Origin of the sequence: Ruminococcus sp. AM43-6 (assembly GCF_003461785.1) — a bacterium.
GTDB classification, from domain to species: Bacteria; Bacillota; Clostridia; order Oscillospirales; family Ruminococcaceae; genus Hominimerdicola; species Hominimerdicola aceti.
The window spans coordinates 20,409-43,098 of record NZ_QTXU01000020.1; the positions used below are offsets into that span (position 1 = coordinate 20,409).

19 protein-coding genes, 1 tRNA gene and 2 pseudogenes are annotated in these 22,690 nt (G+C 34.8%); 20 read left to right on the plus strand and 2 right to left on the minus strand.

Features of this window, described 5'->3' with window-relative positions:
- The 17 genes and pseudogenes from DW938_RS10600 (at nucleotide 1) to DW938_RS15355 (ending at nucleotide 15,283) form a co-directional block, all read left to right on the plus strand.
- The gene (locus DW938_RS10600; protein WP_117878320.1) at nucleotides 1-1,149 is read left to right on the plus strand and encodes a glycosyltransferase; all 1,149 of its coding nucleotides are present in this window, start codon (nucleotides 1-3) and stop codon (nucleotides 1,147-1,149) included.
- Nucleotides 1,150-1,965: a glycosyltransferase gene (locus tag DW938_RS10605; RefSeq protein ID WP_117878321.1), complete on the plus strand. Its 816-nt coding sequence runs from the start codon at nucleotides 1,150-1,152 to the stop codon at nucleotides 1,963-1,965.
- A 13-nt stretch (nucleotides 1,966-1,978) separates the two neighbouring features.
- Nucleotides 1,979-3,085 (plus strand): hypothetical protein, encoded by a 1,107-nt coding sequence (locus DW938_RS10610; protein ID WP_118124770.1) that lies wholly within the window; start codon nucleotides 1,979-1,981, stop codon nucleotides 3,083-3,085.
- Nucleotides 3,086-3,101: 16 nt separating this feature from the next.
- Nucleotides 3,102-4,187: a glycosyltransferase gene (locus tag DW938_RS10615; RefSeq protein ID WP_118124772.1), complete on the plus strand. Its 1,086-nt coding sequence runs from the start codon at nucleotides 3,102-3,104 to the stop codon at nucleotides 4,185-4,187.
- Nucleotides 4,180-5,610 carry an O-antigen polysaccharide polymerase Wzy gene (gene wzy, locus DW938_RS10620; protein WP_117878327.1) on the plus strand — a complete coding sequence of 477 codons (1,431 nt, stop codon included), beginning with the start codon at nucleotides 4,180-4,182 and terminating at the stop codon, nucleotides 5,608-5,610. The genes DW938_RS10615 and wzy overlap by 8 nt, the downstream gene beginning before the upstream one ends.
- Nucleotides 5,611-5,946: 336 nt before the next feature.
- Nucleotides 5,947-7,485 carry a hypothetical protein gene (locus DW938_RS10625; protein WP_117878329.1) on the plus strand — a complete coding sequence of 513 codons (1,539 nt, stop codon included), beginning with the start codon at nucleotides 5,947-5,949 and terminating at the stop codon, nucleotides 7,483-7,485.
- 22 nt (nucleotides 7,486-7,507) lie between these two features.
- On the plus strand, nucleotides 7,508-7,906 hold the full coding sequence (gene tagD / locus DW938_RS10630) for a glycerol-3-phosphate cytidylyltransferase (protein WP_117878331.1): 399 nt from the start codon (nucleotides 7,508-7,510) through the stop codon (nucleotides 7,904-7,906).
- 30 nt (nucleotides 7,907-7,936) lie between these two features.
- Entirely contained in the window at nucleotides 7,937-8,641 is a 705-nt protein-coding gene (locus DW938_RS10635) for a DUF1919 domain-containing protein (RefSeq protein WP_118124774.1), read from the plus strand.
- Between the two features lie 35 nt (nucleotides 8,642-8,676).
- Nucleotides 8,677-9,750 (plus strand): NAD-dependent epimerase/dehydratase family protein, encoded by a 1,074-nt coding sequence (locus tag DW938_RS10640; protein WP_118124776.1) that lies wholly within the window; start codon nucleotides 8,677-8,679, stop codon nucleotides 9,748-9,750.
- Between the two features lie 16 nt (nucleotides 9,751-9,766).
- On the plus strand, nucleotides 9,767-10,999 hold the full coding sequence (locus DW938_RS10645; RefSeq protein ID WP_118124778.1) for a nucleotide sugar dehydrogenase: 1,233 nt from the start codon (nucleotides 9,767-9,769) through the stop codon (nucleotides 10,997-10,999).
- A 14-nt stretch (nucleotides 11,000-11,013) separates the two neighbouring features.
- The gene (gene glmS, locus DW938_RS10650; RefSeq protein ID WP_118124780.1) at nucleotides 11,014-12,852 is read left to right on the plus strand and encodes a glutamine--fructose-6-phosphate transaminase (isomerizing); all 1,839 of its coding nucleotides are present in this window, start codon (nucleotides 11,014-11,016) and stop codon (nucleotides 12,850-12,852) included.
- Nucleotides 12,803-13,288 (plus strand): VanZ family protein, encoded by a 486-nt coding sequence (locus tag DW938_RS10655; protein WP_118124782.1) that lies wholly within the window; start codon nucleotides 12,803-12,805, stop codon nucleotides 13,286-13,288. The genes glmS and DW938_RS10655 overlap by 50 nt, the downstream gene beginning before the upstream one ends.
- A gap of 42 nt (nucleotides 13,289-13,330) precedes the next feature.
- A tRNA-Gly gene (locus DW938_RS10660) sits at nucleotides 13,331-13,405 on the plus strand.
- Nucleotides 13,406-13,528: 123 nt separating this feature from the next.
- A pseudogene (locus DW938_RS10665) lies at nucleotides 13,529-14,038 on the plus strand (polymorphic toxin-type HINT domain-containing protein); the annotation flags it as partial.
- Between the two features lie 5 nt (nucleotides 14,039-14,043).
- The gene (locus DW938_RS10670) at nucleotides 14,044-14,415 is read left to right on the plus strand and encodes a hypothetical protein (protein WP_117896328.1); all 372 of its coding nucleotides are present in this window, start codon (nucleotides 14,044-14,046) and stop codon (nucleotides 14,413-14,415) included.
- Between the two features lie 49 nt (nucleotides 14,416-14,464).
- Nucleotides 14,465-14,608: pseudogene (locus DW938_RS15280) on the plus strand (RHS repeat-associated core domain-containing protein); the annotation flags it as partial.
- A gap of 72 nt (nucleotides 14,609-14,680) precedes the next feature.
- The gene (locus DW938_RS15355) at nucleotides 14,681-15,283 is read left to right on the plus strand and encodes a polymorphic toxin-type HINT domain-containing protein (protein ID WP_347517419.1); all 603 of its coding nucleotides are present in this window, start codon (nucleotides 14,681-14,683) and stop codon (nucleotides 15,281-15,283) included.
- Here the strand turns inward: DW938_RS15355 and DW938_RS10680 are convergent.
- Nucleotides 15,268-16,359 (minus strand): site-specific integrase, encoded by a 1,092-nt coding sequence (locus DW938_RS10680; protein ID WP_118124788.1) that lies wholly within the window; start codon nucleotides 16,357-16,359, stop codon nucleotides 15,268-15,270. The genes DW938_RS15355 and DW938_RS10680 overlap by 16 nt on opposite strands.
- 2,205 nt (nucleotides 16,360-18,564) lie before the next feature.
- Between DW938_RS10680 and DW938_RS10695 the strand changes: the two genes are divergently transcribed.
- The 3 genes from DW938_RS10695 to DW938_RS10705 all read left to right on the plus strand — a co-directional run bounded on the left by DW938_RS10695 (nucleotide 18,565) and on the right by DW938_RS10705 (nucleotide 21,027).
- Nucleotides 18,565-19,617, plus strand: a complete 1,053-nt coding sequence (locus DW938_RS10695) for a leucine-rich repeat domain-containing protein (protein WP_118124794.1) — start codon at nucleotides 18,565-18,567, stop codon at nucleotides 19,615-19,617.
- Between the two features lie 103 nt (nucleotides 19,618-19,720).
- Complete coding sequence (locus tag DW938_RS10700; protein ID WP_117876724.1) at nucleotides 19,721-19,903, plus strand: hypothetical protein; 183 nt, start codon at nucleotides 19,721-19,723, stop codon at nucleotides 19,901-19,903.
- Between the two features lie 41 nt (nucleotides 19,904-19,944).
- Entirely contained in the window at nucleotides 19,945-21,027 is a 1,083-nt protein-coding gene (locus tag DW938_RS10705) for a hypothetical protein (protein ID WP_117876726.1), read from the plus strand.
- A gap of 522 nt (nucleotides 21,028-21,549) precedes the next feature.
- Here DW938_RS10705 and DW938_RS10715 read toward each other — a convergent pair.
- Nucleotides 21,550-22,644, minus strand: coding sequence for a tyrosine-type recombinase/integrase (locus DW938_RS10715; RefSeq protein WP_117876730.1), 1,095 nt, complete (start codon nucleotides 22,642-22,644; stop codon nucleotides 21,550-21,552).
- Nucleotides 22,645-22,690 lie beyond the last annotated feature (46 nt).

Below are 22,690 nucleotides of genomic sequence, written 5' to 3' on the forward strand. Positions count from 1 at the left end.
ATGAAAAAAATATGCTTTGTAACGACTGTTTCTATAACAATAAAGTCATTTTTATTACAGTTTAAAGATTACTTGGTCAATAACGATTATGACGTAACCTTTATTTGCAATACAGATGAGGGTATGTATGAGTTGTGCAATAATCAAGTACATTATATCCCAGTTCCTATGAAAAGAGGAGTGGGATTGGAGGGTTTATCAGTAATTAATAAACTGACAAGAATATTTAGAGATAATAAATTTGATATTATTCAATATTCAACACCAAACGCTGCATTGTATGCATCAATAGCGGCAAAAAGAGCAAAATGTTCAAATCGCTTATATTGCCAGTGGGGAATTAGGTATATGGGATTTGATGGTGGCATTAAGCGTATGATTTTAAAAAAAATTGAAAAAATAGTTTGCAAAAAGTCATCGGTAATCGAGTGTGAAAGTTATTCAATTTATAGATTTAGTATAAGTGAAAAATTGTATCCGTCATCAAAGGCTTCAGTTATATGGAATGGTAGTGCCTGTGGTGTTGATTTGAATAAGTATTGCATAGAAAAAAAAGAAAAATGGAGAGAAGAAATAAGATCAGAGCTAAAAATTACAGAAAGAGCACCAGTATTCGGATATGTTGGTAGAATAACAAGGGACAAAGGTGCTAATGAATTATTGTCAGCTTTTAGAGAAGTTGTTAAGAAAAAGGATGCATATTTATTAATGATTGGTATGTTTGATGATGCTAATACCATAGAGGCTGAGTTGCGTAAATGGGCTGAGGGGTCCAAACATGTAATTTTTGTTGATTGGACAGATAAAGTTGAAAAATATTATAGTGCAATGGATGTATTTTGTTCATTAAGTTATAGAGAGGGATTCGGCTTGGTTGTTATTGAAGCTGCAGCAATGGGACTGCCGGGAATAGTTACAGATGTACCAGGACAGGTAGATACTATAGAACCGAATGTTGATGGGTGGTCTGTACCAGCAAAAAATATTGATAAAGTTATTAGTACGATAGAACATTGTATTGATAATCCAGAAGAAGTAAGAAAATATGGTTGCAATGCAAGGCAGCATGTAGAAGAAAAATATGAGCAAAATGAATTATTTAAAAGACTGACTGAACATAGAAATAGTTTATGTAAAACAGTAAGGTAAATGGGTGAGGTTGGAAGGATGCCGAAGATTTCTGTAATAATGGGTGTACATAATGGAGAAAAGACATTGCCACGAGCAATTGATTCCATATTGAATCAAACTTTTGCAGATTTTGAGTTGATTATATGTGATGATTGTTCAACAGATGCAACTATTAAAGTAATAAAAAGTTATACAGAAAAGGATAACAGAGTTATTTTAACAAGAAATGAGTCAAATTGTGGTTTGGCATCATCTTTGAATAACTGTATAAATATCTCCAAGGGAGAGTATATTGCAAGAATGGATGATGATGATATTTCTCATGCCAACCGATTTGAAAAGCAAAACAATTTTTTGGATAAGCATCAGGAATATGCAATTGTAGGAACGTGCAGAAACACTTTTGATAATGCAGGAATTTGGAATACATATGGACAGGGTGGAGAATTAACTAAGGAAGATATTATCAAATGTAATATTTTTACACACCCAACAGTGATGATGCGTAAAGAAGCGTTGGTTTCAGCAGGAATGTATACTGTTTGTGAACGGACAATGCGAGGCCAAGATTTTGATCTTTGGTGCAAAATGTATGCTTGTGGATATAAGGGGTATATATTGCCAGATGTCTTGTTTGATTATTATGAGGATCGAGACAAAATAAAAGAAATAAAAGCAAAGTATAGGTTAAATAACTATCGAACACACAAGATATGGCGAAAAAAAATGGGATTATCAAGAAAATATGATGTGTATGCTTACAAAGAGCTTTTAGCTATAATTGTTCCGCATAGGTTACTTGTTAAGTATAAGAAAATGCACCAAGGAAAATAGGAAGGATGCATATATGGAATCTAGAATAAATGTTGCAGTCACAGGATATTTTGGAACCGGTTCATCAGCGGTTGTTGATTTATTAAAGGAATATGAAAATGTACGAGTTGTCCCTTTTGAAAATCAATCTTATGAGCATAATGTTCTATATCATCATGGTGGACTGTATGATGTGTGTACACTGTTATCAAGAGGAAATACATTGTACACATCTGATAAAGTGATTAGTACATTCATAACAGAAATGAAACGATTGAATGATTACAATTATGTGTGGTTTGGCTCTTATCAGAAGATGTTTGGTAATAAATTCATGGATTTGGTATATGAATTTGTTGAAAGTATCGCAGAAAAAAGGGAGGATAAAACCACAAATCACATTGTTAAAACACGATTTTCATTATTGAAAGCGACAGCGCAAGTTGCTCTCCATATAGCACAAAAAAGACGATTTTCAAATTATGGAGTTAAATATATATATGATAAAGAAGATGCTTACTGTGCATTACCAAGTGAAAAAGAATTATATGATGCGGCTAAAAAATTTACGTCTGGATATTTTTCGCTTTTTGATAATGGAACAGAAAATGAAGTAAAAATCTTTGATCATATAATTTGGCCAGGTCAAATAGACGATTTTGAAAAATGTTTTGATGATAATTTTAAGATGATAATTGTCGATAGAGATCCGAGAGATTTATATATTTTGGATCAGCATATATGGTCAAATAATGCATTTAGAAAAAGTAGTGTTCATTTTCCAACAGATATGATAGCTTTTTCGGAAGAGTGGAAAAATACTTTAGTAGAGGACTTTAAGAATCCTAATGCAAAGAGAGTTCATTTTGAAGATTTGGTATATGATTATGAAAACGCCGTAAATAGTATTGAAACTTTTTTGGGCTTAAAGAAAGAACAGCATATACATAAAAAAGAACATTTTAACCCAAAAGATTCAATTGAGAATACACAAGTATTTAGAGTACACAAAGAATGGGAAAAAGAAGTGAAAACTATTGCAAATCTGGTGCCGAACTTACTATACAAATTTCCGTATGATAGAAAACCAGAAAGAGAAAAAATGTTTGCAGATGATTCAATTGGAAAAGTAAAGATATAAGTGGTGAGGTAGAAGTATGAAAAAAAAAATATTATTTGTTACTAACCATTTCCGATTTTCAAATGGTGTGGCGACAGTATTACGGAATTTAATTGCTAATCTTGATGAGAATGAATATGACATTTCATTACTTGCAATATATGAATTTAATCAAGAATTTGCAGCACCGATAATGAATAAAATAAAAGTTATACCTGGATACAATTTTTATTTTAGAGGGTTTGATAAACTTATAAATTTAATACCGCCAGAAAAGATATATAAGAAATTTGTCAAAGAAAAGTATGATTTGGAGGTCGCTTTTCAATTTGGAATACCGACTAAATGTATTGCAGTAAGTCCTAATCCTAATAAATTATGTTGGATGCACACATATGATTCAAAAATGATATTAAGAGAATATTACAAAAAGTTTTCAAAAGTAATTAATGTAGCAAAAGCTGGACGAGATAAGATGATTAGTGCGGGATTTGACCGTTCAATGTGTGATTATTGTTATAATATTATTGATGAAATTCCTATTATAGAAGCAGCTAAGGATGCTTGTCCTATTACGAAAAGCCATAAGTATAGCGTTGTAACTGTTGCACGATTGGCTCCGGACAAAGCTTTTATGCGTTATTTGTCATGTATTAAAGAAATTGTAAAAAAAATTAAAGATGTTGAGTTTTGGATTATTGGCGGTGGCAGTGAAGAAGAAAAGATGCGTCAATATATAAAGGCTAACTCTTTAGATGAATTTGTAAAAATGCCAGGAAAACAGAAAAATCCATATAAGTTTGTAAAGGCTGCCGATTTATATTTTTGTTGTTCTTATAGAGAAGGTTTTAGTACTTCATGTCAAGAAGCAGCTTTATTAGGTATTCCAGTTATATCAGTTAACGTTGATGGGGCACAAGAATTGAAAGAATTGTCTAGATGTGGTGAAGTGTTGAAAAATGATGAGGTTGACATATGCGAAGGCTTGACAAAAATTCTCGAAAATGAAAAACAAATAAAAAAATGGAAAGAGCAAGCAGTAAAGTCAAAAGAAGTATTTTATAAAAGTGAAAGGGTAAAACAAGCAAACTCTATATTAGAGGCTGGTATGGATAATGCTTAGAAATGACGAGATTGGAGTGAAAAACATATATAAATCGCCAGTTATGTTTTCGGTTGATGGATTTAAGTATTTTATGTTAACGTTGGCAATTACATTAATAGGTTATTTCTGGATGGGATATTTGAGCTTTAAAGATACGTCATATGATTCAGTTCGAATATGTACATTTATTGCAGTTGCTCTAATGAGTATTGAATATATCAGTTTTGCCAAGTTTTCTGGCAGTTATGTATCAAATTATGCACTATTTTTAATTGCATTTATTATTTTTAATTTTGGGCTTTTTTTAGTGTTTAGCTTTGGGGGGGAATATAATTATTTCTATCTAATGCAATATGAGGTAGGAACGATTTTGAAAACCATACAATATGAATTTGGATGTGTAGGTGCTTTATTTCTTGCAGGAGCTTGGATAAATAGAATAACTCCTTTTAGATTCAATAATGTTAATATTTTTTCTAAACATACAATTTTTAATATTGCCAAAATGTTTATGTATGTAACTGGGGTTGTTGCATTTCTCCTACTTGCTATGAAAATGATGGCATTTGCGACAGGATATTATGAGGGTGCAAGAAGATTTGATGCTAGTGTGCCGTCTATATTGGGATTGATTGAATATTTTTTTGTCCCATTTTCAGTATTAACTCTTATTTATTCAGAAAATCGTCAAATGGACAAAATTATAGAAATGTTAGTTATTATTTGGTCGTTAGCAACAGCAATGTGTGGAGATAGAACAAGTGGTATAGCTGGAATTTTAATAATTATGATAGTTAATTTTCGCTACAAAGGTGAAAATAGAAATTCTATAAAAAAGTATTTGATTGGCATTGTGACTATTGTTTTGACAGTGTTTTTAATTGCTTTTATTAAGGTCTTTCGTGAGGGTATAGCTTTTTCAGCATCGGGGTTGTTTTCCATTTTTTCTGATGTATTGGGTGAATTGGGAAGTAGTTTTTTTCCACTAACATTGATTATGCGTGTGTGTCCGCAAAGATATTCATTTTTATATGGAAAATCGTATCTTTATTCAATATTAGCAGGATTTATTCCTGCAAGTCTTGATCCAACTGGAACAATTAGTATGTGGAATTCCAAAGCTATAGAACCATTAAATTGGATTAGTACAGAGTATGATTATACATTTGGAACAGGTTATTCATTATGTGCAGAAGCATATGCAAACTTTGGAAATTTTGGGTTTCTAGCAATATTTATTATCGGAATTATGGTTATAAAATTATTGGCAGTGACAAAAGAAAATTTTTTTTCAAAATATACGGCTACTATTTTGATGTTTGAATTTTTTACACTTCCAAGAAGGAACTTTTATTATGTAATAAATCATCCATTTTATTGTATCGTTATAGTTTCGATTATAATATTGTCGTTTGCATGCAAATATGAGCGGGGAAGGTAAACTTTATATGTAAAAAAATATATTTTTCGAACAATTTAATATAGCATCTTTTATGTCATTATCTCAAGTGTAAAGAATAAATATGTAATTTTGTGGTGCTTTTCTATTGTATTTTTTTGCTTAGTTGAATAGACAGACGGAGAATGGCTCTTTTTACATCCGTTTGGCATATAGTATTTTGTATGCTGTATGGTTTGGTCTTGGAACAATACTAAATATGACAATTAGTTTAAGTTGGTTATATATTAGAATAATCCCTATGTTTGTTATATTCTGGTTTGTTGAGAGGGTTAGTCTGAAATAAACAGAAGAGAAATAAGAAACCGAGGTTAATTAATGAAAGAAAAATCAAGAACGTATAATTCAATTACAAATAGTATTTGGGGAATGTTGTCAGCACTTGTTACAGTTGCCCTCAATTTTGCTGTGCGTATTTTTATTGTACGCGCTTTAGGAGAAGAAATTAATGGTTTGCATAATCTCTTTCAAAATACAATAAATGTTATGGCTCTTATGGAAACTGGTGTTAGCTCAGCAATGGTCATTCATTTATATGAACCTGTAAAAAATAAAGATGACAATACCATAAAAAAATTAATATCTTTTTATCGGCAACTATATTTAGGAATTGCATTTGCCTTTCTGACTGTAGGCTTAATTGTAGATGTTTTCTTTTTAAGAAGCATTGTATCAACAACGATTGATATGAAAGCAGTACATATTTATTTCTTATTTTTTGCGTTATCTTTTTTTGCAAATTATTTGGCTTATTATAAAAGAAGTATTTTATACGCTGAACAAAATAATCGTATTAGTATAATGTCTACAACTATTAGCCAAGTGATTTTTAGAGGAATGGCAATCGTATCTGCTGTTTTAACGCATGAATATTTGTATTTTTTACTATTTCTTATCGGAGAAAAAATATGCAGCAATGCGATCTGCAATATATATGTAAATAAACGGCATCCATATTTAAGAAAAATGAAGGCGGTGAAACTTGAAAAGGAGAAAAAATGGGCAATATTTAGGACAATAAAGCCACTTTTTATAAATCAAACATCAGTAACAGTACAAAATTCTGCCAATAGTATTCTGATTAGTATGTTACTAGGAAATATATCTATTGTTGGTTATTATGGTAATTATCAACTTGTTATTAGTACAGTTCAGTTATTGTTTAGTCAAATGGGAGGCGCATTTACATCTAGCTTTGGTAATTTGGCGACAGAAAATGATAAAAAAAGAATGTACAGTGTATATAGGAAGAGCTGCTTTGTTATGAATTCCTTAGCGTTTATTTGTTGTGCAGGATTTATCGCATGTATTCAAGATTTTATATACATAGTTTTTGGATCAAATTTTGTTTTAAGTTTTTCTTGTGTGTTGATTTTGGTTTTTAGTATGTTGATATATTTATTGGATATTCCAATTATTTCAGTTCAAAATGCAATGGGACTTCATAGGTGTGACGCAGGAGTGATGATTATACAAGCCGTTTTAGCAATAGCGTGTGGTTATGGTGCTGGAAAGGTTTGGGGAATGGAAGGAATATTATTGGGACTTACTATACCAACAGTTATTTTTACATTTATTCATAAAGGTATTGTTATAAGTAAAGTTGCATTCGAAGTTACTTCATACAAGTATTTAAAAGATATGGGAAGCGACTTAATAAAAGGAATAGTGATTATTGGAGTTATTTCGGCTATCTGTAATTGCATTCCAGCTTGGAATCCAGTGATAGCAATGATTCTGAAAGGAATTCTATCTGTGATAATTTCAGGAATTTTGATAATAGCATTTTCATTTAAAAGTGAATATTTTAAAGAAACATTAGCTATGTTGATGCGTGTATTAAAACTTCAGAAATAAAGTGAAAAGGAGTACATATAGTATGAAAAGAGTAATAACCTATGGAACATTTGATTTATTACATTATGGGCACATTAATTTGTTAAAAAGAGCAAAAGCTTTGGGTGATTATCTTATTGTTTGTCTCTCAACCGATGAATTTAATTGGAATGAAAAACAGAAAAAATGTTATTTTTCGTATGAACAAAGAAAAGCATTATTAGAGGCTATTAGATATGTAGATCTTGTAATACCAGAAGAAAAATGGGAACAAAAGAAAACAGATGTTCATGAATACCACATAAATACATTTGTTATTGGCGATGATTGGAAGGGAAAGTTTGATTTTTTGAAAGATGAAGGATGCGAAGTAGTATATTTACCTAGAACACCAGAAATCAGTACAACACAGATAAAGAAAGATTTGAATAATAAAAAGTAATGGATTATAGGGGGGAAGGAGTGGATCGTAGTGACATATAAGGAATTTAAGGACGCAGTTCGGGTGAAAACTCGAGAAAAAATGAATATATATTTAGGAAAGTATAGAAACCGAAAGTTGTCAAATAAAAACGTGACAATTATTTCAAATAACTGTTGGGGTGGACATGTGTATCGCTATTTAGGAATTGAATATTTATCACCTACAATTGGATTATACTTTTTTGCAGATGATTATGTGAAATTTTGTAAAAACTTGAAATATTATATTGATCAAGAACTACAATTCATTTCTGTTGACGAAAGTAAACACAAAGATAATTTGGTAGAACGAAATACTATTTGCCCTATTGGCGTTTTGGATGATGTTGAGATAGTTTTTTTACATTATAAATCTCAACAAGAAGCACTAGAAAAATGGAAAAGAAGAAGCAAAAGAATTAATTGGAATAATATCGTATTTAAATTTTCCGAACAAAATTATTGCAGTATGAAGGAAATAATAGAGTTTGATAAATTGCCATATGACAGAAAAATTATGTTTACGACAAAGGATTATCATGTGAAATCCCAAATTTTGTGGGGAGGAATATGCATAAAAGGAGATATTCCTAATGATACGGTATTATTTAGAAAATTTATAGATTTAATAAAGTTTATAAACGGAAAAGATTGCAAAAAAAGGCAGAGATATGCTGGGAAAAGGCTAAAAAAGTTGAATAAAGCTGAGGTGTAGAAGGCATATATACTAGTGAATGGAGTTTTTGGATTATGAAACAAGTAAATGTGCAAATAAACAACAAAACAATCTTAGTCACTGGCTCAGCCGGTTTTATCGGAAGCAACCTTGTAAAAGAGCTTCTGAAAACAAATGAAGAAATAAGCATCATAGGCTTTGACAGCGTAAATGATTACTATGATGTCTCCATAAAGGAATATCGTCTTGCTGAAATAGAGAAGCTTGCAGAATCAAAGCCGAAGTGCAAGTATACGTTTATCAAAGGCAATCTTGCTGATAAAGCGTTGATAGAAAAAATATTCACAGAAAACAAGATCGATACTGTGGTAAATCTTGCAGCTCAGGCAGGTGTTCGATACAGCATCACAAATCCTGATGCATATATAGAATCAAACATCATAGGTTTCTATAACATTCTTGAAGCTTGTCGAAATCATCCCGTTGAGCATTTGGTTTATGCAAGCTCGTCAAGCGTATATGGAGGAAACAAAAAAGTTCCATTTAGCACAGATGATAAGGTGGACAATCCTGTAAGCCTTTATGCGGCGACTAAGAAAAGTAACGAACTTATGGCTCATGCCTATTCAAAGCTGTATAATATTCCGTCAACAGGACTCCGCTTTTTTACAGTTTATGGTCCTGCTGGTCGTCCTGATATGGCGTATTTTGGATTCACAAATAAGCTTGTAAATAACGAAACTATCAAGATCTTCAACTATGGAAATTGCAAGCGTGACTTTACATATGTTGATGATATAGTTGAGGGTGTAAAGCGTGTCATGATGAGTCCACCTGAAAAGAAAAATGGTGATGACGGACTTCCTGTGCCTCCTTACAAAATATATAACATAGGAAACAATAACCCTGAAAATCTTCTTGACTTTGTGCAGATCCTCAGTGAAGAACTTATCCGTGCAGGAGTATTGCCGCAGGATTACGATTTTGATGCACATAAGGAGCTGGTTCCAATGCAGCCAGGCGATGTACCTGTAACATATGCCGATACAAGTGCATTGGAAAATGACTTTGGTTTTAAACCGAGTACAAGTCTTAGAGATGGACTTAGAAAATTTGCTGAATGGTATAAAAATTTCTATAAGATTTAAAAGGGAGAGATCTTTTATGAAAATCGCAGTAGCAGGAACAGGATACGTAGGACTGTCAATTGCAACATTGCTTGCACAGCATAATACAGTAACAGCAGTTGACATTATTCCCGATAAGGTAGAACTTATCAACAACAGAAAGTCACCGATCCAAGATGACTATATCGAGAAATACCTTGCAGAAAAAGAACTTGACCTGACAGCAACTCTTGACGCAGAATCAGCATATAAAGACGCCGATTTTGTAGTTATTGCAGCGCCAACTAATTACGATAGTAAGAAGAATTTCTTCGATACAAGTGCAGTTGAGGCTGTTATCGAACTGGTCATGAAATATAACCCAAACGCAATTATGGTCATCAAATCAACGATCCCTGTAGGATATACAAAGAGTATTCGTGAAAAGACGGGCAGTGAGAATATCATATTCAGCCCTGAATTTCTGAGAGAATCAAAGGCTCTTTATGATAATCTTTATCCGTCAAGAATTATCGTTGGCACCGATATGAATGACGAAAGACTTGTGAAAGCTGCTCATACATTTGCAGAGCTTCTCCAGCAGGGTGCGATAAAGGAGAATATCGATACGCTGTTTATGGGCTTTACAGAAGCCGAGGCCGTTAAGCTTTTTGCAAATACTTATCTCGCACTCAGAGTTTCATATTTCAATGAACTTGATACTTATGCTGAAATGAAGGGACTTAATACTCAGCAGATCATTGATGGTGTGTGCCTTGACCCAAGAATCGGTACACACTATAACAATCCAAGCTTTGGATATGGTGGATATTGTCTGCCAAAGGATACAAAACAGTTGCTTGCAAACTATGAAGATGTACCGCAGAATATGATGTCTGCTATAGTTGAATCTAATAAAACAAGAAAAGACTTTATTGCTGACAGAGTTCTTGATAAGGCTGGCTATTATAGTTCAAATAGTGAATGGAATGCAGATTTTGAGAAGAAGATCGTTATTGGAGTATTCCGCTTAACAATGAAATCCAATAGTGATAACTTCCGTCAGTCTTCAATACAGGGTGTTATGAAGCGTGTTAAGGCTAAAGGTGCGGAAGTCATCATATATGAGCCTACACTTAAAGACGGAGAAACTTTCTTCGGAAGCGTTGTGGTGAATGACCTTGCAAAATTCAAGGAAATGTCTGACGCAATCATTGCAAACAGATACGATCCTTGCCTTGATGATGTTGAGGACAAGGTGTATACAAGAGATATATTTAGAAGAGATTAAAAGGAGACACTGTTATGTGTGGAATTGTTGGATTTACTGGAAATAAAGAGGCAGCCCCGATCCTCTTGGACGGCCTGTCAAAGCTTGAGTATAGAGGCTATGACTCTGCCGGTATCGCTGTAAGGAACGGTGACGCAGAGCCTGAGATCGTAAAGGCTAAAGGCAAGCTGAAAGTCCTAAAGGAAATGACTAACGACGGAAAAGCTGTAAAAGGCGCTTGCGGTATAGGCCATACCCGTTGGGCTACCCATGGCGAGCCGTCAACTGTAAACGCCCACCCTCATTGCAGCGACGATGAAAATGTTATCGCTGTACATAACGGTATTATCGAAAACTATCAGGAGCTTCGTGAAAAGCTTATCAAAAAAGGATATACCTTTAAGTCTGAAACTGATACCGAGGTTGCCGTAAAGCTTATCGACTATTATTACAAAAAGTACCTGGGTACTCCTGTTGACGCTCTTAATCACGCCCTTGTCCGTATCCGTGGCTCTTATGCCCTCGCTGTTATGTTCAAGGACTATCCCGGAGAAATATATGCCGCAAGAAAAGACAGCCCTATGATAATAGGAGTAACTGGCGGTGAAAGCTACCTCGCTTCTGACGTCCCTGCAATACTTAAGTATACAAGAAATGTCTACTATATAGGCAATATGGAGCTTGCAAAACTTACAAAGGGCGCAGTTGCTTTCTACAATCTCGATGGCGAAGAAATACAGAAAGAAATGAAAACTATCGAGTGGGACGCAGAAGCTGCAGAAAAAAGCGGATATGAGCATTTTATGCTCAAAGAGATACACGAACAGCCAAAGGTGATAAAGGATACTATCAATTCTGTCCTTACAGACGGAAATATAAGCTTTGAAAGCGTCGGACTCTCTGACGAGGATATGAAAAATATCCAGCAGGTGTATATAGTTGCCTGCGGCTCTGCCTACCATGTGGGTATGGTGGCTCAGTATGTTATCGAAGAGCTGACTTCACTATCTGTCCGTGTGGAGCTTGCTTCTGAGTTCAGATACAGACAAATGAAGCTTGCAAAAAATAGCCTCGCTATCATCATCAGCCAGTCGGGCGAAACTGCCGACAGTCTCGCAGCATTAAGACTTTGTAAGGATAAAGGAGTAAAAACTCTCGGTATCGTAAATGTGGTTGGCTCATCGATCGCAAGAGAAGCCGATAATGTCTTCTATACCCTCGCAGGCCCTGAAATATCCGTCGCAACAACAAAAGCCTATAGCTGTCAGCTCGTTGCCGCATATCTCCTTGCAATGCAGTTTGCAAAAGCAAGAGAGGAGATATCAGACGAAAGATTTGCTCAGCTCGTTGAGGAGATCAATACTATCCCTGAAAAGATAGAGAAAATTCTCGAGGATAAGGAACGCTTGCAGTGGTTCGCTTCAAAGGTAGTGAATATAAAGGACGCATTCTTTATCGGCAGAGGTATCGACTATGCAGTAGGTATGGAGGGAAGCCTCAAGCTCAAAGAAATAAGCTATATTCATTCCGAAGCCTATGCGGCAGGCGAGCTTAAACATGGTCCTATCAGCCTTATCGAGGACGGAACTGTCGTGTTCAGCGTGGTAACACAGTCTGCACTTTATGAAAAGACCATAAGCAATATGGTCGAGGTAAAGAGCCGTGGAGCAAAGCTTTTCGGACTTACTACCTATGGGAATTATGCTATGGAGGACGTTGCTGATTTCACAGTTTATACTCCAAGGATAGATAACCTTTTTGCGGCAAGCCTTTCAGTAGTACCGCTTCAGCTTTTGTCATATTATGTATCAGTAGGAAAGGGCTATGACGTTGATAAGCCGAGAAATCTTGCAAAGAGCGTTACGGTGGAGTAAAAAGAGAAAAATACTTACATCGCTGTTTGCAGTGTACATCTTTGCCGTCCTCTGGCTCACACTTTTAGATCGACAGTGGGGAGAACGTCAGGCGGAACTTGTGCCCTTCTGGGAGGTGCGAAACCTTTTGGAGAACATAAGCATCAAGTATCTGCGGAATTTTTGGCTGGTACAGATCTTCGGTAACATTGCAATGTTTATCCCCTTGGGTGTTCTGCTCCCGTATCTTTGCGGTATCACGAAGTTCAAAAGCGTTTTCCTTATGTCCCTTGCCTTTTCGGCAGGTATCGAGATAACGCAGTATATCACAGGCAGAGGGCTTTGTGAATTTGATGATGTTTTCAACAATACGCTCGGGGCTTGCGTGGGGTTCACATCTTGGCGTTTAAAGATGAGATACAATAAAAAATACAAGAATGAGCAAAGTCCGTGGTAACAGGCTTTGCTCTAAGGCAATATGTTTTAGTATTGCCTTTTTGCAAGCATAGTACAATGGTCAGTATACAAGCTTCCCAAGCTTGGGATGCGGGTTCGATTCCCGTTGCTTGCTCCAAATGGCTGAGCAGACGTTTTGCCACGTCTGCTTTTTCTGTATTCGGTTATTGATTTTTTACAGATTTTATAGTATAATTAGGATTGTAAAAATAATTGCTATCAATAACTTGGTTGGACTTTAGCACGTTCACTTCGTGCAGGCGATGTACTTGTTCTCAGCAATGGTGAACTTGTAACAGTTGAATGGGTTCAGCACGAGATTCTCGAATCACCTATCAAGGTTTATAACTTTGAGGTTGAAGATTTTCATACTTACTTTGTGGGCGAAAATGGGATTTTTGTTCACAATGGGTGTGGAGATGAAATTCCATGGTCTTCAAAAGAAGTAAAATCTGGTGCTGAAGATTTAGAAAAAGGTGCTTTATCAGTAACAGTTACAAATCGCTCTCAGGCAGAAGAGTTATTCTTGGGAATGTATCAAGGTGATGGATATGTCAATACATCTGGTTGGTCATCTAAAGAGGTATCTAATTTTTACGGCAGTAGAGGAGGTACATATCATTGGGATGATACTTTTGACAGCAATGGAGTATTGCAGTTCCATAGTGATAAGAATCCAGATAGTAAAACTCCTCATTTGCAAATACACCCTGAACGTGGAAAAGTTATAAGAATCTTCTTTGGAGCGTGACAGGTATGGATGCAAAAATGTATTTATTTTCTGGTGTTACAATGTCAGCAGAACTTGAAGCAAATGCTAAAACTGAAAGACGATTTATTACGGTTGGTGGGTATATTGATATAGGTGGTAGAACCTTTTCAATATCAAATTACAGAAAGAAATATCCAATTAATAAAGAAGATATAAAATTCTATTTTCATATATATTCTATTCCAAATTATTTTATAGATGATGATTTGGACGTTCATGAAAATGATTGCATTGAATATATTTATGTGGGAGATATTAATGGTTATGAGAATTTAGAGTGTGAAATTAAAAAGCACATTCCACAATTTGATGTTGATAGTTTAATTCCTATGTGGAAAACAGATGCTCCTATATAAGTAGTTTTAATAGTATAACGGCGAACTCGGCGTAGCTACGGACAGCAACGGTCTCTACTACATGAGGGCGAGGTATTACAACCCCGAGATCAAGCGTTTTATCAATCAGGACGTTATGACGGGTTCGATCACCGACACCCCGACTTTGAACAGGTACGCATATGTCAACGGCAATCCGATAAGCCTGAACGACCCGTTCGGACTAAGTCCGTTTCTTAACTGGCTTGACGGAATTACGGGACATGATATTCTTGATCTGCTTGGAATGCTTCCGGGTATTGGATTTGTATTTGATGGAATCAACGCTGCTTGGTATGCCCAAGAGGGAGATTATTACAACGCAGCTTGCAGCCTTGTGTCAGCATTGCCAGGAGCGGGCGACGCATTAGGCGTGTTTGCGAAAACAGGAAAGTCATGTAAACTTGTAACTGCATTCCATAAAACAGGATCAGCAGGAAATCTTATGATCGGCTCATATGAATTGGGAAAAACGGCTGATAAATACATAAGTGGAGATGCAAGTTTCACATGGGAAGAGATAAAGGGCGACTTATTTAAAGTTGCAATGACAGGAACGTCAATGTGGGGTTCTGCAAAGGACTTCGGCACTTCGTATTGCTTTGTTGCCGGTACACTTGTGACTACTGAGGACGGGCAAGAACCGATTGAAGAAATCGAAGTCGGCGATAAGGTTCTTTCGGAGGACGAAACAACAGGTGAAGTAGCTGTTAAAACGGTTACTGAAACTTATATCAATGAAACAGACGAGCTTATTCATATTGGTGTAAACGGCGAAACAATTTCAGCAACACCAAGCCACCCGTTTTATGTTGATAAGCTTGGTTGGATTCGCTATTTCACTAAATAATGTAAAATAGTAGTATTCGTTCGGAAGTGGTGGAGAATGAACAAGCTCACATACATCGCCGCAACACGATCGTAGACAATTGGCTTGCCTATTGATAATGCTGCTTCTCTGTTATAGCCTCTGAGGCGATAAACTTTGTCGAGATTCTCCTTGAGCTTTCTCTCGCAGCGTTTAAACTCATCCTTGATTTCTTGAATATATTTGGCACGCTTTGCAGGATTATTTTCCATTTCCTGCAAAACGGCATTATATGTAATCTGTGCGCACATAGCCCTGCAATAGTGGAGTCCATCTGGGACGTGAGCTTCTGCCTTTGTCAACAAGAAATCATTATTCATTTTCTCTGCACGACTAATATATTCTTTTAGCTTTTCTACTGCGACTATTCCTTTCAATACAGTACGATTATGCTTACCGCCCTTACCCACACTGAATATGTGAACAGTTTCAAAGTCAATGAATTTTATATCATCGACTTTTAAGTGGCCGAGCTCGCGGCGTCTTAAACCTGTGGTCAATCCAACATCACGAGTTGTTTCACCCGTTTCAGTATTGTATTTTGTCGGATCATTCTTTAAATGAGCTCCGTGGCGTGGAGGGTGTCTAAATTCAATTGTCCTTCTTCCGAAAACTTTACAAAGTGCAGAAAGATCAGTGTTGAGAGTATCAGCTGATAACCCCCTTGCTTCTCGTACATCAATGTACTCCTGTATATATTTTTCAGCCTCGAACATTGTTAGGTGACTTGTCTGAAATTTTGCAGCAAGATATTTACAAAATCGTTTTATTACTTTAAGATATCTATTAAAGCTGCTTTCTGTAAATATTCTCCATTTATAGATAACTATTTCATCTAAAAACTTTTCAATTTCTTCATCTGAGAAACCTTTGTGTTTTAAATTCTTAGTATTGGCTCTCCTGATACTATTTTTGATTTTTAGTTTATGTTTCTTTGTACCAAAAAAACGCATTCCTGTTAATCTTTTTGTAAGAACATACTGCAACGTATTATGACCGATTTCTATTTCGATAATTTTACCTTCAATTATTCTCTCTACTCTTTTGAATTTATTCATCGTAATACTCCTTTTTATGGTTCTTGATTTGTGTGTGAGTGGGGGCAAGTGCGGTTGATACTAACAGTATAAAGGTGTTATTTAGCAGCACCAAAGGCCAGTGAATCGGATTATAGACCGACCACCAAATGAAGACGTATGTCTTTCGAAAGACATACTCAGTGGACACCTTTATAGTGTTAGTGGCTCTCTTACGCCGAACCTCGCGCTACTGGTCAGGTAGACTAATTGATCTAAAAAACAATTAGTGGAACCATTTTGGGAGTATTATATTTTTTTATTAATAAATTTGTAAAATGCCAAAAGCTTCTACAAACCGTATGATTTATAATGCAAACTATAACAAAGTGGGTCAGTGCATTTATAATAAAGATCTATGGAATAGACCTTTATTAGATTTTGAATGGAATAGGTTTCATATATGCCAATATTTTAAAAAACGATCATATATGCTATACAAGACGTTATTAGTCTTAACTGTTTATTCAACTACATATTTTTTACAAAACTGTTTTTTTTGCGTTTCCGAAAATCAGGAATGCAATGATGGACTTTTTAAACAAGTATTTCCTGTTGGAATTGCTGAGGTGATTTTTTTTGCCACATTTAGCAAAAACGACAAAAAAGCAAAAAGAGAGCCCACATTCTTTTTTTTAACGAATGTGAGCTCTCTATTTTTTGATACAAAAAAAGAGCATCTAAATGACTTAGATACACTAAACTTATACTTCTTTTAACAACTCAATTTTATCATATTTTTATTCAAAAGTCAATGCATTTTATCAATAAAATAAAAATTTATCTGAAGTTTATGCGTTTTCAACAAGGAATAACAAGCGTATTCGGATATAATGTACAAACTGATTGGCGGAAAATATCAACTATCTAAGTTGAACACTCATTATATAATAAGAATGACATTGAATTTCACTATTGATGGTATCAGCAAACGTGATACAGAAAATAAACAACTATTATTCGCATTAAAACGATATATCATCTTCCTTTGTAATATAAGAAGTAGTGCTTTCTTCTTATATTATAATGAGTAACTTATTCTTCTTTTTATTTATTTGCTTATTTACGTAGCTTTGTTTTAATATATGACTCAAACTTCGCATATAAAAATAACTATGCATCTAGAAAAATCAATAGTATATGCTTCAAAAGTAACTAAATCAAGCTGCTGTTAACTCTGTGCTGACCATTCGGTCAGGCGGAGTTCATTCTTTACTGTTGCGATCGTTGTTTTCATTATCTTTATCTCCACATCTGATTTGGTTTAAGTAACTCTATAGACTTTTTGAGTTCGGATAATTTACTCTATGGAGTTGCTTGAAGTTTATTATACTTGTTTAGACATCGGTGGGGTAGATGCGGAGAATTTGACGGGTACTATAAGGCGACGTTATTTTTATTTAAAAGTCTAAAATCTATTGCAATATATAGCCCCCTTGTGATATAATATAATTATGAAGTACAAATCTAACAATAATGTGGTCTATTCTTGCAAATATAAAGATGTAAAATGGGATTTTATTAGATACAGTACTGATAATGATGTACTCAAAGGAACAGATTACATATCAGATCCACATTTACAAATTAGTTATTACGTTATATCAAGGGGATGATAATTTTGAAAAAGGTATATAATTATTTTAAAATTCTTGCACTTGACATAACGATATACTTGTTAAGTATTTTGTTTGCTCTTATGTATAGATATGTATTTTCAAAGGTGTTAGATACTCTTAGCGGTTCAACGTGGGCAAGTGGAATTGCTTTGTTTTTTATAATCAACACACTTACGTTTCTATGTATCGTTATTTTGCCAACATTGTTTTATATAAAAAAGGATAAATTTGATATTATCAGTTTACTTATGACAGCAGTGATATTATTTTTATTATTCTCTATGTATACGCCACCATTTTTATATCTGTTTGTGTTTACCGACTCGATAACGGGTTTCTTGTTTAATGTTTTACAGATGTCTAAGCTAAAATCTTCGATTTTGATATCATTTCAATATTCGATAATAATTTTTCTTACAGCCAAAATTTATAGAGTAAAAGCAACATAAGCTATATTATTATATGACAGTACATTATACTAATAAATTGACAATTGAAAGTATTGCGATCAAATGGGAAAGCAAAACAGCTAAAAGTAATTAGAATAATAAATTATAGGAGGATAACAATGGATATTACAAAAAGATTTTCAGTTTTATTGATTACTGCAATAACGGCAGTGTCATTGGTTTCTTGTGGACAGGCTACAAGCTCTAACGTTAGTTCGGATTCTGAAGTCAGCTCAGTTACAAATGCCAAAGCTTCGGCATGGGATAGTTTAAACGACGCCCAGCGAGCATATTATAAGGGGTTGGAAGATAAAGGACAGACAATCACAGAGAACGGATATGTTTATGTTGACGCTAAGGGATATGTTGATGAGTGGGGCAAGGAATATGGTGATGAAGGAATCGTTATTACAAGCTATTTTGGTACTGAAACCATTGTTAATGTACCTATAGAAATAGATGATAAGACGGTTGTAGGGCACACCATTGACGCCTTCAGAAAGATCAGTAAAGAAGGTAATAAATTTGATATGACTTTTGATATCAAAGAATTATATTACCCTGAGAATTTTCCTGAAATCACTGCTGGAATATTTTCGCTATGTGAATCACTCGAAAAAATACAAATGCCTAAATCACAAACAACAATACCATTCGCTTGTTTTAAACATTGCACTAGCTTAAAGGAATTTACCTGTCCCGACGGAGTAACTGTCATTAAACAAGATTCTTTTAGCAGCTGTGAGAATATGGCATCAATAACATTTAACGACGGATTGAAAACTATCGAGGATGACGCATTTGTAAGTTGCAAAAGCTTGGAAAAGCTTGATTTCCCCGACTCGCTAGAATCAATAGGAATACAGTCTTTCCAAGGCTGTACAGGTCTTAAAGAAATAAATATCCCGTCAAAGATAGACACTATACCTAAAAGAGCATTTTTCGCCTGCAAGGCTTTGGAGGCTCTTGTTCTTCCGGACAATATAACTACGATAAACAGTGAGGCATTTGCACGTTGTAACAGCCTAAAGGAAATCTACATTCCTGAGTCGGTCAATGAAATAGCGGAAAACGCTTTTGATGAGTGTGATAGCTTGACGATAAAGGGAAAATCAGGCTCGTATGCTGAGGAGTATGCAAAGGAAAACGATATTGATTTTGCGGCGGAGTAATGAACGTATAAATAGGTTTAATTGATAACACCGTGTAGATTATATATTAACTAGTACATTTGATAGTTTTGTATTGTCAGATATACATAGTCGGAGGATAATAATGGATATTACAAAAAAGTTTTCGGTTTTATTGGTGACTGCAATAACGGCGGTGTCGTTGGTTCCTTGTGGAAAGGATACAAGCTCTGAAGTTAGCTCAGTTACCAATGCTAAAGCTTCGGCATGGGATAGTTTAAATGACGCCCAGCAAGCATATTATAAGGGGTTGGAAGATATCTGTTAGACAAGAGCTTTTTTACATGATGGAATTGAGGTGACATAATTATGGCTAACAAGGCATTATTTTGGTATAACTACAAAAGATTTGTTGACGAAGGCACCATTAAGCCGCTGTCTCCAAAGACATTTGCATTGTCAGGATTAATAACGGTTTGTGGTCTTGTGCTTAGTCTAACAATTTATTGTTTGGTATTTCCTGATAGTTTTGTTGGAGAGAATACACCTATTAAACTGTTTTTCTGTACATTGTTTTATATGCTTGGTACGCTTGCCATGATCGGCGGAGTGTACTTTGGTATATCGCTTGTTGTTACAAGGTTTATACCAACCAAAAGTAATAGACTTGTACTTAGATGCTTTATGTATGTAATTCAGATAGTGTTGTTTCTTCTTGTTTTTATAGGAGGTTTTGAAAATTATTTTTCGGTTTACGGTATTAGTTCTTATTCGGACGACATTAAAGCAATAAAAAGTGATTATGTAATGATGGTGAACTCTGCAAAGGATATGTTTTCAGATACTGAAACGCTTAAAGATGTACACTTCGATACTATGTCGTACTTATACTTTGAAAACCAAGGAAGAAATGCTGTGTATATTGATGCCGTTGACGATAACGATCGTTATACAAAACTTATGATTTCTCCCGGTGACAAATCAAAGATTGATTTCTCGGCGTTTTATGACGTAACTTATTATCCTAATACGATGACGATAAGTAGTTTAAATATTGTAGGAGAATATGACGCTACAGAAGAAGCCGAAAAAAAAGAGCAAAATGAAATTACGGAGTTATTAAATGAATTGCTTGACATGGATATAGAAATAACTCTTGAAGTAGATGAAAAAGGAACAGTATTTATTAATCGTCCGCATATACCTTATTATGATGATAAAGAAGATATTGGGGTTGTTCCTCTTGATCGTAGCATCAGTCTGTATGTAAAAAGAGATGGAGAATTTTATGGAAATTGGGACTTCTCAAAGAAAGAGTGGATTAATAAACTGACTTTCTTAAAAAGTAATAGAAAGTATGGAAATTATGAAATAATACTTGCTTTCGGATACAATGAAACAACAGGAGAATATACTCCCATTAGTAACACGATTGAATACACGGTTAAATAATAAGAAGGAAAAACAATGACCCAATTCACAAAATCATTTCTATGGAGATTTATACTAGATATAATTCTACTTGGAATTTTCGTAAGACTTTTGCAGAACATTATCTTGGCGATTCTGTCAAGAAGTATGGAAACTTATTCGACCCCGTTTCTAGTTATTGAAGCAGTTGTCGTATCGGCAATCAGTATGCTATTTATCTGTTTTATTACATACTGGAATATCGGCGTTATTTCAAAGAAAGGTTGTAATGATTATCCGACTGATTCGGATAAATGGTTCAGAATTTTGCGTTCATCAATAACGGGATAAATTTGATCTCAACCATTATCACTTTCATTCAATGGATGGGAAAAGTAGCCGAACAAAACGCCAGACTAGACAGGTACGCTGAGAATACATATCTTACAGAGGCGGTGGAGCGTTCTAGACGGCAGATAAGTAGTATTTGGATTTTGGCACGTTTATGTACAAAAAAAGCAAAGCCCGTGATGAACAGGCTTTGCTTTTTGCACATAAAATATATTATTTTACCAAGTAATGTAGAATGGTGGTATCTGTGCGGAAGTGGTGGAGTATGAATAGACTAACATACATCGCTGCGACACGATCATAAACAATTGGCTTGCCGATAGACAATGCTGCTTCTCGGTTATATCCTCTAAGTCGATAAGGTTTGTTAAGATCCTCCTTGAGCTTTCTCTTGCAACGTTTAAACTCGTTCTTGATTTTCTGAACGTATTCTGCACGCTTCGCAGGATCATTTTCCATTTCTTTTAAAACTGCGTAATAGGTATTCTGTGCACATATTGCTCGACAGTAATGAAGTGCATCTGGAACTCGTGCTTCGGCCTTTGTTAACAAAAAATCACTACCTTTCTCCTCTGCTTCTCTAATGTATTCTTTTAGCTTTTCCACTGCAACAATTCCTTTCAATACAGTACGATTATGCTTGCCACCCTTTCCAATACTAAAAATGTGGACAGTTTCGCAATCAATGAATTTTATATCTTTGATTTTCAACTGAGCAAGCTCGTTGCGCCTTAAACCAGTTAGTAACCCTAAATCACGAGCTTTTTCTCCCAATTTAGTATTATACTTCATTGGCTCGACTTTAAGACAAACCCCGTGGCGAATTGGGTGTTCATAATCACCCATGTATTTTCCGAAAGTTTTACAAACAGAAGCCAAGTAATCATGAATAGTGTTGCTGCTCCTGTTTCTTTCCTTTAAATCATCGACGAATTCTTGAATATGCTTTTCGGCTTCTTTTAAAGTTAGATATGAAGTGTAATATTTTTTCGCAAGAAAGTGACAAAACTGAATATTGCCTTCAATGTAGTCTATTTTGGTCCTTTTTGCGAAAATCTTCCACTTGAAGCAATTGATACGGTTGCAGATGTCATTGATCTCTTCTTTTGATTTTCCCTCCAATGCAAGTTTCTCCCTAACATTTTTTCGTTTTGAAATTGTCCAAATCTTGTACTGATGTTTGCTTTCCTTGAAAGCAGCCATTCCATTGAGTTTCTTGATTATAAGTGTCCTCAACGTGTACGTACCTACTTCTACTTTTATATTTTTTCCCTCTACACAAACTGTGATTTTATTAGTTTTATTCATAGTAATAACTCCTTTATTTTTTAGTAAAATTAAAAGCACTTGTTAA